Annotated in this window: 13 protein-coding genes; 7 read left to right on the top strand and 6 right to left on the bottom strand. The window is 53.9% G+C overall.

The window, feature by feature from the left end:
* The first annotated feature begins 18 nt into the window (after positions 1-18).
* Positions 19-723, top strand: coding sequence for a class I SAM-dependent methyltransferase (locus AYK82_RS16065; protein ID WP_341860425.1), 705 nt, complete (start codon positions 19-21; stop codon positions 721-723).
* Between the two features lie 41 nt (positions 724-764).
* On the opposite strand, the gene AYK82_RS16060 is transcribed toward AYK82_RS16065, so the two are convergent.
* A complete protein-coding gene (locus tag AYK82_RS16060) occupies positions 765-1,472 on the bottom strand; it encodes a hypothetical protein (protein WP_156453403.1) in 708 nt (235 codons plus the stop codon).
* A 154-nt stretch (positions 1,473-1,626) separates the two neighbouring features.
* On the opposite strand from AYK82_RS16060, the gene AYK82_RS16055 reads away from it, so the two are divergent.
* Positions 1,627-2,268, top strand: a complete 642-nt coding sequence (locus tag AYK82_RS16055) for a LysE family translocator (RefSeq protein ID WP_068318353.1) — start codon at positions 1,627-1,629, stop codon at positions 2,266-2,268.
* A 151-nt stretch (positions 2,269-2,419) separates the two neighbouring features.
* Here the strand turns inward: AYK82_RS16055 and AYK82_RS16050 are convergent, their stop codons facing one another.
* The 4 genes from AYK82_RS16050 to AYK82_RS16035 form a co-directional block, all read right to left on the bottom strand.
* Complete coding sequence (locus AYK82_RS16050; RefSeq protein WP_244265788.1) at positions 2,420-2,737, bottom strand: hypothetical protein; 318 nt, start codon at positions 2,735-2,737, stop codon at positions 2,420-2,422.
* A 235-nt stretch (positions 2,738-2,972) separates the two neighbouring features.
* Positions 2,973-3,476: a TIGR02301 family protein gene (locus AYK82_RS16045; RefSeq protein ID WP_068318351.1), complete on the bottom strand. Its 504-nt coding sequence runs from the start codon at positions 3,474-3,476 to the stop codon at positions 2,973-2,975.
* Positions 3,477-3,576: 100 nt separating this feature from the next.
* Positions 3,577-3,999, bottom strand: a complete 423-nt coding sequence (locus AYK82_RS16040; RefSeq protein WP_068318349.1) for an NUDIX hydrolase — start codon at positions 3,997-3,999, stop codon at positions 3,577-3,579.
* A 3-nt stretch (positions 4,000-4,002) separates the two neighbouring features.
* On the bottom strand, positions 4,003-4,509 hold the full coding sequence (locus AYK82_RS16035; RefSeq protein WP_068318346.1) for a hypothetical protein: 507 nt from the start codon (positions 4,507-4,509) through the stop codon (positions 4,003-4,005).
* Between the two features lie 81 nt (positions 4,510-4,590).
* On the opposite strand from AYK82_RS16035, the gene AYK82_RS16030 reads away from it, so the two are divergent.
* Together AYK82_RS16030 and AYK82_RS16025 are read left to right on the top strand one after the other, a co-directional pair.
* Positions 4,591-5,400 carry an SOS response-associated peptidase gene (locus AYK82_RS16030; RefSeq protein ID WP_068318344.1) on the top strand — a complete coding sequence of 270 codons (810 nt, stop codon included), beginning with the start codon at positions 4,591-4,593 and terminating at the stop codon, positions 5,398-5,400.
* A 141-nt stretch (positions 5,401-5,541) separates the two neighbouring features.
* On the top strand, positions 5,542-7,152 hold the full coding sequence (locus AYK82_RS16025) for an ABC-F family ATP-binding cassette domain-containing protein (RefSeq protein ID WP_068318341.1): 1,611 nt from the start codon (positions 5,542-5,544) through the stop codon (positions 7,150-7,152).
* On the opposite strand, the gene AYK82_RS16020 is transcribed toward AYK82_RS16025, so the two are convergent.
* Positions 7,115-8,542, bottom strand: coding sequence for an FAD-binding oxidoreductase (locus tag AYK82_RS16020; RefSeq protein ID WP_068318338.1), 1,428 nt, complete (start codon positions 8,540-8,542; stop codon positions 7,115-7,117). The two genes, AYK82_RS16025 and AYK82_RS16020, sit on opposite strands and share 38 nt — an antisense overlap.
* Positions 8,543-8,719: 177 nt before the next feature.
* On the opposite strand from AYK82_RS16020, the gene fabI reads away from it, so the two are divergent.
* From fabI to aroC, 3 genes are all read left to right on the top strand, one after another.
* A complete protein-coding gene (gene fabI / locus AYK82_RS16015; protein ID WP_068318333.1) occupies positions 8,720-9,535 on the top strand; it encodes an enoyl-ACP reductase FabI in 816 nt (271 codons plus the stop codon).
* Positions 9,536-9,818: 283 nt separating this feature from the next.
* Positions 9,819-10,445 (top strand): histidine phosphatase family protein, encoded by a 627-nt coding sequence (locus tag AYK82_RS16005; protein ID WP_068318327.1) that lies wholly within the window; start codon positions 9,819-9,821, stop codon positions 10,443-10,445.
* Between the two features lie 117 nt (positions 10,446-10,562).
* Positions 10,563-11,648, top strand: a complete 1,086-nt coding sequence (gene aroC, locus AYK82_RS16000) for a chorismate synthase (protein ID WP_068318325.1) — start codon at positions 10,563-10,565, stop codon at positions 11,646-11,648.
* Positions 11,649-11,666 lie beyond the last annotated feature (18 nt).

Below are 11,666 nucleotides of genomic sequence, written 5' to 3'. Positions count from 1 at the left end.
TCTTTTTGGAGATCTGCCTTGTTGCAAAAGCATAATCAAACTGCCGCACTTATGGATGCAATTTATAAGCATCAACGCTTTATCTATGATATCACGCGCAAATACTATCTTCTTGGGCGCGATCAGCTAATAAAGCAGCTGCAAGCGCCTGCTGGCGGAGTGGTGCTGGAAATCGGTTGCGGCACCGGTAGAAACCTTATCAAGGCTGCCAAGCAGTATCCCGACACCCGGTTCTACGGGCTGGATATTTCACGCAGCATGTTGGAATTGGCGGAGGGTAACATCGCCCGTGCAGGCCTTGAGCACCGCATAAGATTAGCCAAGGGCGACGCCGCAAGTGCGGATTTGTTTGCTCTTTTCGGCCATGATGATTTTGATTGCGTCTTCTTTTCCTACGCCTTGTCAATGATACCGCCATGGCAGCAAGCCTTATCTCACGCTTGGGCGCATGTTCGCCCCGGTGGAACCCTGCATCTGGTGGATTTTGGCCAGCAAGAGCACATGCCAAGCGCGTTTAAAACACTATTGCATGCATGGCTACGCCGCTTTCATGTGACACCGCGTTACGAGCTGCCCTCAGTGATGCGTTCTGCCTGCGCGGATCATTGTGCGCAGGTTGAGTTTTCGTCTCGTTTTCGCGGCTATGCATGGCTTGCCAGTGCCAGCAAGCAGGCACACCCATCAACAGCCTGCACAGCGTCACGAGAGCTTGCCACCTCTTGAGAGCCGCAAACACCGTCGCCTGCCAACGAGCCGCAATGCCCCTAGTATCCAGAGCTGAAGCTGACAATCTCCCCCTGCGCATTGAAGGTCAGTTGATAGAATGTCCAGCGGCCATAGTCTTGCATTTCAAAATAGTCTGCAGCGGTAACAATGCGGTACATTTCAACAAGCTGCGCGGGTTTCAGTTTATCAAGCGGGTACTGCGCGAAATAAGGCCAAACATAGCGCTCGTCTGCGCTTCCTGCATTTTGAATGACAAAGCCTGCCTGCAAGATATCCTGCATAATCGCAAGAATTTCCAAGCCTTCACCGTCTCCCGAAGATTCGCGCAAAAACTCTGTCGGTGCGCCAAACTGATCCGGCCCCAGATAAGGCGGTGTTGTTTGTTCGGCAAACACAGCACGCAGCGCATCAAAATCGGCAGAACGGGCAATTTCCCACAATCGTTCCCGTGCTTGCGCAACCGGCAGAGGCAAGTCCTCCAAATCGTAGCTCACGTTAGGGATCGGCAGCTCTACGATCTGTTCCTCAGGCCAGAACTCTTCCTCCGCTTCTGCATTGCCGCTTTGTGGATCAATACTAAGCGGGGCAGGGGCCGCGCTTTCTGGGCGTTTGATTCGGATGCTCTCGACCTTGAGCGCAGAAGCCTGCGTATGCATGGCGTAGAGACACGAGAAAAAACAAAGAAAAGCAATGCGAGTAATCATAATGACACCGGAATCAACAAGAGCAGGGCTAACGGATTTCACAAGTTTAGCCTAAAGGACAGATCAAGGTCTAAAAAGGAACCTGCCCGAGGCTATTCACCCCAAAGATTTCACAGTTTTCTGATTTGCCCACACGTGGGTTGAATAGCGCAGCCGATACCTTGCGCCAGATGGTTTTTAAAGGACAAGAGCAAAAGTGGATGCATTCTACTATTTAACTGGAATTGCAATTGGTTTGGCCACATCAGCGCCAGTTGGTCCGGTAAACATTATGGCGATCAAGCGTGCATTGCAACGCGGCTTTCTGGCAGGCCTGAGCGCTGGTCTTGGGGCCGTGGTCGCCGACAGCTTTTTTGCTTTGGCGGCAGCCTTGGGAGTGACAGCTATTTCGCAGTTTATTGACGAACACCGTGATCTTATTCAGTTTATGGGTGGAACGCTGCTCTGCATCTACGGGTTGCACACCTTGCGAGCCAAGCCCAAGCTGCAATCAAGTGAGGGCTCTAGCGCGCCCGATGTGAAAGGTTTTGCAACCTCGTTCTTTATGACATTGACCAACCCCGGCGCTGTCCTTGGGTTTATCGCTATCTTCGGTTCACTTGGGGCAGGTGCGCCAAAACATAGCAACTACGTCGGCGCACTGATCTTGGTCGCCGGAGTTATCACCGGTGCATTGCTTTGGTGGGCCTTTATATCCGCTGCCGTCGCAACATTTCTTCGCAATCGTGCCAGCCAGAACTGGCTCATCTGGGTCAACCGCGTGGCGGGGGTGCTTCTCGTCGGCTTCGGGGTACTGTTGCTCGCCCGAACGGCCCTCACAATACTAACGCAAATATGAGCACCGCTAACGAATCGGGTATTCATGAATGAAATTCAACACACCGAGTTAAAACGAACAAAGCCCCTCACAACAAACGTGTCGCGAGGGGCTTCGTGCTAAAGACGCTCCGACAGGCTCGAACGGCCATTTGAAGCGACGAAAAACTTGGTTAGTGGACGCAACGCTCTAGCGAGTAGTCGCCGCGCTGAACGCGCATCGGTAGCTCCTCGGCAAATTTGGTTACAGCATCCTCTCCAAACAAGGATACCAGATCCATCATCGCAGTAAATAGGGCAGCGTGGGAAAGAGCAGTACTATCAATCCCGTGAGACATGCCTTCTTCAAAAGCGTCCTGAATAAAACCAAGCGCTAGGCGGCGAATATCCGCATCACTTGCATCAATTTCCTCAACGTCTCCATCAAGGCAAGCGCCAGTCGCTTCGTCTTCAATCATGATGCCCTCATTCTCGTTTTCTTGCACAGCCACAACCGGCAAACGCCAGTTCCTCCGCAAAATCAGCGAAGTGGCAGGCAGTGCAGCCTACCTGCGCGAGTCAGTTGTATTTGAGCTGAGGTTAGCATGGGCGCTCTTGAAGGCTAGAAGGCACCCGCCGTTTTGTGGTGTTCGTCCAGAACTTCTGCAAGTTATGGTTAACACCTCCGCGTTTTCTGGTTTATCCAAATACTCTTCTGAAAAACTCTGTGGATAATGGGTAGAAGTATCAGCGCTCGCCCTCTGTTCTATACTTGTTTATGAGTCGCTGTGTAGTGTTCCATCCTTTTTCGGCGAAGCGCTGTGATGCCAATTGCGCAGATGGAGTGCAACTTTCATAAACACTGGCAAAACTGCGATAGCTGCGGTTAAATCGTTCGACAAACCGGCGCCGTCGCAATTCGTTTTGAACTTCAACATTCAAAAGAGCCAGCATTCTGTTGCGCCATTCCTCGCGCTCATCAGGTGCACCGCACAGCGGGCGGAGAAAGTGCAGCGCACCCATAACCTCGGCGATCTTCATCAGCTGGCTTTCATAGGGCGCGTCCAGCAGGGCCGCAGCAGGTGGCGTTGCCTCTGTTGCTTTGTTGTTTCCAGTCTCTTGCGCCCACGTCCCGGTAGCGCCAAGGCCGCTCGCAAGGAACGCCGCAGTAAGGAGGGCAACCAAGCGGCTAATTACCACTTGGGTTCTCGCGGGAAAGATCGGATCCAACGCGGGTGAAAGAAGCGCCATTCGTTCCTCATCAAGCCAGATAATTTATAGCAGCAGTTGAGCACAGCGGCCCTTGTTGCGTAACCCTAGGCTTTTTCGGTTAATGCTCCAAAAAGATTGGTTACAGCGTCAAGGCGTGCAAAGCGGGCAACATGCCGGGGGCTAAGTCGCGCCGCTGCTTTGCCTGCGCAAGTGGCAGCCACACCACCGCAGCCGCATCGCTCATTGCCCGAGCACTCCCGGAAAAGTTGTAGCAGACAAATACCTGCAATGCGCGATCACCGCCGAGTGCAAAATACCCAAGCGGCAAGAACTCATCGGCGCCTATGCCGGTTTCCTCACGCAATTCGCGTTGGGCTGCGTTCTTTGTGCTCTCACCTGCTTCAATTCGTCCGCCGGGAAAGGCCAACTTCCCCTTGTTTGGCTGCTTGCCTCTCTCAATGAGCAAAACGCGCCCGCCAGATACGCAAGCAGTGGAAACAACATAGGGTCTAAAACGACCATTTTGGGGCACTGCGCCAGAGTGAAAAATTGTCTCTGTCATCTTTTAATCAAACAGAGCATCCACATCGGCCTGCGTGTTTTCCTGCCCTTCAGCTCTTGCATCAACGCGCCCGTGGATAATGCCGTTGCAACGGCTCAGCAATCCTTGGATTTGAGTGGTGACGAGATCGCGAACGACCAACAGATATTCAGGATCCTCACAGCGCTGGCGTAGTTCCTCTTGAATCTCCAACACCTGCGCATCAACGGCCTGTACCGCACGCTCGAATGCCAAGCGAACGTTAGCTGGCGCGGCATAGAAGGCGACAATTGCAAGATCCTTCTCCGAAAAGCAGGAGTTGCGAAAATGCTCCTCATAGCTACAGGGCCGCCAGTCCAGCACATCTTCGGCGCATTCTGGCATATCTGGCAGCATTTCCAGCAACATGACCACTTCGTTGAAATGGTTGAGGTAGTCAGTTGCAAGCCCTGTCTGACCATTAATATTGGCATGCTCGAGACGCTCTACTCCCAGATCGCTTAAGCTCGTCTGCGCATGTGCCAATTCCATTTGTTCTTCTGCCTCTGATTTGTTTTAGTTAACTTAGAGCTTTATAGCATTTTTGTCAGCTATCGAATGGGGATACCGTCAATGTGTGGAAGATTTGCACTCACCGCCACGCCAGAACAAGTCCGCACGCTCTTTCAATACCTTGAAGAGCCGAGCTTCCCCGCGCGCTACAACATTGCCCCCACCCAGCCAATCGCTCTTGTCACCGGCGTTCACGGGCAACCTAAATTCATGCTGGCGCGTTGGGGGCTGGTGCCCGCCTGGGTAAAAGATCCTGCCTCGTTTAGCCTGCTGATCAACGCAAGGGCCGAGACCTTGCTAGAAAAACCCAGCTTTAAAAATGCTGCAAAGCACCGGCGCTGCCTCATCCCCGCTAGCTGTTACTATGAATGGCAGCGAAAAGGTAAGGAAAAACAACCCTACATGTTGCGCCCTCCCGCTGCCGGCACGCTGGCATTTGCAGGGATTTGGGAAACCTACTCCCACCCCGAAGGCGGCGATATCGACACAGCGGCAATTATCACAATACCTGCCAATAGATTCACCAAGGCAATTCATGATCGCATGCCCGCAACCATCGCCCCGCAGGATTTTTCCAATTGGCTGGATACAGATAACGTTCGCGCGCGCCATGCCATGCCTCTGCTTTACAACAATGCGGATCAACCTTTTGAGGCCCTGCCAATCTCCAGCTCTATTAATGCTGCCAGTTACGACCGAGCAGAATTGCAAGACGCGATCAACCTCGCAAAAGAGCCGGAAGACGAACCACATGGCCAGAACAAAGCATCGGCACGTAAGGCTGACGCCTCCAGTAAGGCCTCCAAAAATGAGAATCAGCTGGATTTGTTTCAGGTAAATATGTCACAGCGTTCGCCGCGAGCTGGTTAAACTGTTGACCGTGTTGCTCAAGGGGATATAGTGAAACGGCTTTAAGTAAGAAGCTGTAGCAAAACGAAAGCGAAGGTGCCGATATGATCATTGAAACAACAATTGCAACCTGCCTTATTGTTGTTCTGGGATCATACTCTTATGCCTTGTTATCTTCGCGCCGCAAACCTGCACTGGCAAAAGCCCGAGGGCGCTAGCCTCCTTCGCGGGATCGACCTTACCCTAGCCAATGAAAAACTAGCCCTTGTCGGTGTGAATGGCAGCGGCAAGACAACACTGTTGCGCTTGCTCGCAGGTGAATTGCCACCATCGTTGGGCCGGGTAGAGCACACTGGCCGTTGCCTGTTGTATTCGCAGGCCCTTGCTCCCGCTCCACAAGAAACTGTGGCAACTTTGTTCGGGGTCGAAGATGCTCTTGCACTGTTAGCACGAGCAGAAAATGGCTGCGCCACCATAGAAGAGCTTGGCGAAGCAGACTGGCTTTTGCGCCAGAGAATGGATGAGGCGTTGGCCGCCCTGCGTCTCTCTCTAAAGCCTGAGACAGAATTGTCCCATCTCTCTGGTGGCCAGCTGGCACGGGTGCGCCTTGCCGCCCTGCTATTTCAGTCACCGGATGTGCTGCTTTTGGATGAGCCAAGCAATAATCTTGATATGCAGGGGCGCGAGGCACTTGCAGATTTTGTCACGGCTTGGCCAAAGGCGGCGCTTATTGCCACCCATGACAGATTACTGCTTGATACTCTCGATCAAGTGGTAGAACTAGAGCAGGGCAGGGTACGACGATATGGCGGCAATGGCAGTTTTTATCTGGCGCAAAAGCAAAAGGAGGAAGAGGCCGCCGCCGCCGCACTGCATGCAGCAGAGCACCAGCACAAGCAAGAGCGCAAGGCAGCACAGGCGCAAATAGAACGCAGCCAACGCAATGCCAGTACGGGTGCAGCAAAAGCAAAGCGTGGCGATATGCCAAAGGTTATGCTCGGAAAGCGAAGAGAAACCAGCGAAACCACCGCGGCGTCCTTGCGAAAAAAAACACAGGAGCAACTGGACAATTCCGCCGACCGCTTGGTGCAAAGTCGCTCCCGCGTCCTGCCGAAACTGGCGGTGCGCATGCAAGTGCCACCCACCGGTCTAGCGCCCCAGCAAGTGGTGCTAAAAGCGAGCAATATAACTGGCGGTTATCTGCCAGACCAAACGGTTGTTAAAGGGCAAAACCTGCACATTGTCGGGCCGGAGCGGGTGCATATTACTGGCGCCAATGGCAGTGGCAAATCCACCTTCTTAAAGCTCATAGTTGGGGAACTGCCCTTGCAATCAGGAAAGTGTCACTTGCCACATGGCGCCGCGCTGATTGACCAGCAGGCCTCGCTCTTGCTGCCAGAGCTAAGTCCGCTTGAAAACTACAGGCGCTTGCATCCGCAATCAGGCCAGCATCAAGCCCATGAAGCACTCGCCCGCTTCGGGTTTCGCGCGCAGCGGGCACAGCAACAGTGCCGTACCCTTAGCGGCGGTGAAACCATGCGCGCGGCTCTTGCCTGCACCATGGCCGGGCCCCAGCCCGCCAAGCTGTTGATACTGGACGAGCCGACAAACCATCTAGATCTTGCAGCCATCGCAGCGCTGGAAAGCGCCCTTGCCGCCTATGATGGGGCTTTGTTGGTCGTCTCCCACGATCAGGCCTTTATTGATGCCGTGTCACCCTCACGATGCTGGTCAGTTACAGGCGGTCTGCCCGTAAAATCCGATCGGGGTTGAACAAGTTATCCGGGTCAAGCGCGCGCTTGACCGCCCGCATCATCTCCAACTCGACGGGGCTTTTAACCGCCGCCATCAAATCACGCTTGAGAACGCCGATGCCGTGCTCCGCAGAGATTGACCCGTCATAACGGGCAACAATGGCATGCACCACTTCGTTGACTTCGTCCCAGCGCGCCAAGAAGGCCTGTTTGTCCGCCCCCTCAGGTTGGGTGATGTTAAAGTGTAAATTGCCATCTCCCATATGGCCAAACGGCACAGGGCGACACCCCGGCACCAGCGCTTCAACTGCCGCGAGCGCTTCACGCAAGAAAGCTGGCACCTTGTTTACCGAAACCGAGATGTCATGTTTGATCGAGCCGCCCTCAAACTTCTGCACCTCGCTCATGCCGTGACGCAGCCGCCATATATCCGCAGCTTGTTTGCCGTTTTGTGCCAACACAGCATCTTCCAGCGCTTCGGCCTCGAAAGCTTCGCCAAACATAGCTTCGGTGAGAGCCTCCAGATCGACAGAAGGAGAGCCAGCGCTCAGCTCGAGCACCACATACCAGTTGTGTTCCTGCGCGAGTGGGCGGCTTAGCCCGTCTTGGTGTTTTACGGAAAATCGCATGCCAAGGCGCGGCATAATCTCGAAGGCCGTCAGCATCGGGCCCGCATGTTTTTTGGCAATTGCAAACAGCGACAGCGCCTGCTCGGGCGAATCTACCCCGCAAAGAGCGACGTTTTGCGCGCAAGGACGGGGCAACAGCTTCAGGCAAGCGCCGGTAATGATGCCCAAAGTCCCCTCTGATCCAATAAACAATTGTTTCAAATCGTAACCGGTATTGTCTTTGCGTAGTGCACGCATGCCATGCCAGATTTCACCATTTGCCATGACAACTTCAAGCCCCAAAACCAGATCACGCGTGTTGCCATAGGAAAGAACGGCGGTTCCCCCAGCGTTCGTTGCGATATTTCCAGAAATTATACAGCTTCCCTGTGAAGCCAGCGCCAATGGAAACAACCTGTCAGCTTCCTCGGCGGCCTCTTGCAACTGTTGCAGTTTCACGCCGCCGTCAACAGAGATTGTGTAACCTTTTGAATCAACGTGTCTTATTTTGTTTAGCCGATTGACGGAAATCACAATTTCCCTACGGTCTTCCCGTGGAATTTGACCCCCGACAAGCCCAGTATTGCCAGCTTGTGGTACGACTTTCAATCCGTGACGTGCGGCGATTTTGACACACTTCGCCACCTCTTGCGGGCTTCCGGGGCGTAACACCACCTCGGTTGTCCCCTGAAATTTGTCCCGCCATTCTACAAGGTAGCCTTGCTTGTCAGCGTCCTCGATAAGCACGTGGGCTGGGCCAATCGCGCGGCGAAATTCACTAATATGGATTGGGGTTGTCATCGCTCTGTCGCAGTATTCAAGATTGATCTGTAGCTTACTATCAGATATTGGGACGCAATTAACAGGCCCAATGGCGCAGTAAACTCATTTCGATGGCTTTCCGCCTGCGACATATTTGGCGCATATTCTGCGCCTTCCTTTGGCGCGGGCCCAATGGAATTCACCTAGGAGAAAAAAATGGCACAAACACAGGGATTGATGGCAGGTAAGCGTGGTCTGATCATGGGCCTTGCCAACAACCGCTCAATCGCTTGGGGAATTGCCAAGGCATTGCACGATGCTGGCGCTGAGATTGCTCTGACATATCAGGGCGAAGCGCTCAAGAAACGTGTGCAGCCATTGGCCGACCAGCTAAATGCCCATGTGGTTGGCGATTGCGATGTGACGGATTATGCCAGCATCGACGCAGTTTTTGACAATTTGAAAGAGATGTGGGGCAAAATCGATTTCGTTGTCCATGCTGTCGCCTTTGCCGACAAAAATGAACTGACTGGGAAGTATCTCGACACGTCCGTTGAAAACTTCAACAAGTCCATGGAGATCTCGGTATACTCGCTGGCAGCAGTGGCCAAGCGCGCCGAACCACTGATGAGCGAAGGCGGGTCTATTCTGACGCTGACTTATTACGGTGCCGAGAAGGTAATGCCAAACTACAACGTTATGGGCGTTGCTAAGGCTGCACTGGAGGCATCGGTTAAGTACCTGGCTGTAGACCTGGGTCCGCAAAAGGTCCGTGTGAACGCACTCTCCGCTGGCCCGATCAAAACGCTTGCGGCCTCCGGCATTGGCGACTTCCGTTACATCCTTAAATGGAACGAGTACAACGCACCGCTGCGTTCCATTGTAACAATTGATGAGGTTGGCGATAGCGCACTCTACCTGCTCTCCGATCTGTCTCGCGCCGTAACCGGTGAAACCCTGCATGTGGACAGCGGCTACCATGTGGTGGGTATGAAGGCTGTCGACGCGCCGGACATTTCCGTTGTTGATTAAGCGATAAAGTTAAAAACTTCGGTATTTTAACACCCGGTGGTTCGCCTCCGGGTGTTTTTTGTCACCAGCAAAATTATCTCCACAAACCTTTGTTGCCGCAGCGAGATTTAACTGAGCTTGCATGTCATTTGGCAATGCATGTAAGGGACGAGCAAGCTTGTCCATTGGCAGACCTAAGCAAAACAGGTAAAACCGCGCATAAAACCACGCTATCTGTGTTGGTTTGCTCTGGAATTGCACGCGCCGATACGGTGTTATTGACGGATTGTAAGGCATAAACTTCATGTTGCAGGAACTCACCCGCGCCGCCCGGCTTGCCCCTGACCATATTGTGTTTGTGCGCCACGGCCAAACGGATTGGAACAAAGAAGGCCGCATGCAAGGTCATCAAGACATTCCGTTAAACGACACTGGCCGCGAACAGGCTCGGCGCAATGGCGAGTATCTGGCACTCTATCTGGAAGAGCAGGGCGTGAATGCAGAGGCGTTTGACTGGCTCTGCTCTCCCATGATTCGTACCCGTCAGACCATGGATATCCTGCGCGAGGAAATGGGCCTGCCTGCCGATCAATATCGCATTGAAAACCGCCTGAAAGAAATCACTTTCGGCGCTATGGAGGGTAAAACCATCCCCGAGCTAGAGGTGGATCAGCCCGAAGCCGTCGCCCGCCGCGCTGCGGACAAATGGGGCTTTGTCCCGCCCGAGGGCGAAAGCTATCAAATGCTTACCGCGCGCATCGAGGCATGGCTTATGACCACCCACCGTCCTTTGATTGTGGTCTCCCATGGTGGCGTGATGCGGGCTTTGCGGGGCCTGCTTTGCGGGCATCCGGAGGCAGAGGTTCCCAATCTGCCGGTGCCACAAGACCAGTTTTGGGTTTGGTCGAACAAGGAAGAAAGCTGGATATAGTGATAATCAGTTTGCCTTAGGTTGGAAAACCGGCTGTTGTGCGCTGCTCAATTGACCGCGGGCGCATTCCCCCCTAAAAGCCTAGCAAACATTAGCGCTAAGAACTTGGGCCCGATCATGTCTGACAATACATTTGGTAAACTTTTCCGTGTGACCACATGGGGTGAAAGCCATGGCCCGGCCATTGGCTGTGTTGTTGATGGGTGCCCGCCGCTGATCCCCCTCACTGAAGCTGATCTACAAGGTTTTCTGGATCAACGCCGCCCCGGTCAGTCAAAATACACCACCCAGCGCAACGAGCCGGATCAGGTGCAAATCTTGTCAGGCGTCATGCAGGACGAAGATGGCCTGCAAAAAACCACCGGTACACCGATTTCGCTGATGATACAAAACACCGATCAGCGCTCGAAAGATTACGGTGAGATCAAATCACAGTATCGCCCGGGACACGCTGATTTCACGTACGACGCCAAATACGGCATCCGCGATTATCGCGGCGGCGGGCGCTCTTCTGCCCGTGAAACAGCCTCTCGTGTGGCAGCAGGCGGGGTCGCACGCAAAGTTATTCCCGGCATTGAAATTCGCGGGGCGTTGGTGCAAATGGGTCCGCACAAAATCAACCGCGACAATTGGGATTGGAACGAGGTGCACAACAACCCGTTCTTCTGTCCTGATAAAGAGGCCGCCGCATTTTTTGCCGAGTATCTGGATGGCATTCGTAAGGATGGCTCGTCTGTCGGCGCGGTTCTTGAAGTTGTCGCGCAAAACGTGCCCGTGGGTCTCGGGGCGCCGCTCTATGGCAAACTGGATCAAGACATTGCTTCAGCCATTATGTCTATTAATGCTGTAAAAGGCGTTGAGATCGGCAATGGTTTTGAAGCCGCAGCGCTGACCGGCGAAGATAACGCCGATGAAATGCGCATCGGCCCTGATGGTCACCCGGTGTTCCTGTCTAATCAGGCGGGCGGTGTGCTCGGCGGTATCTCCTCCGGTGCCCCGCTTGTGGTGCGCTTTGCTGTCAAGCCGACCTCGTCGATCCTGACGCCGCGCCGCTCGATCTCCAAGCAGGGGGATGAGGTCGAAGTACGCACCAAAGGTCGTCACGACCCATGCGTCGGCATTCGCGCTGTACCCGTAGGCGAGGCGATGGTCGCGTGTGTGTTGGCCGATCACCTCCTGCGTCATCGTGGGCAGGTTGGCTAGCAAGCAGCGAGCACTCCT

This window comes from Polycladidibacter hongkongensis, from assembly GCF_001561995.1.
Taxonomy (GTDB): Bacteria; Pseudomonadota; Alphaproteobacteria; order Rhizobiales; family Stappiaceae; genus Pseudovibrio; species Pseudovibrio hongkongensis.
Note: the sequence above shows the minus strand (reverse complement) of the source record. Positions and strands in the feature narration are given on the sequence as shown.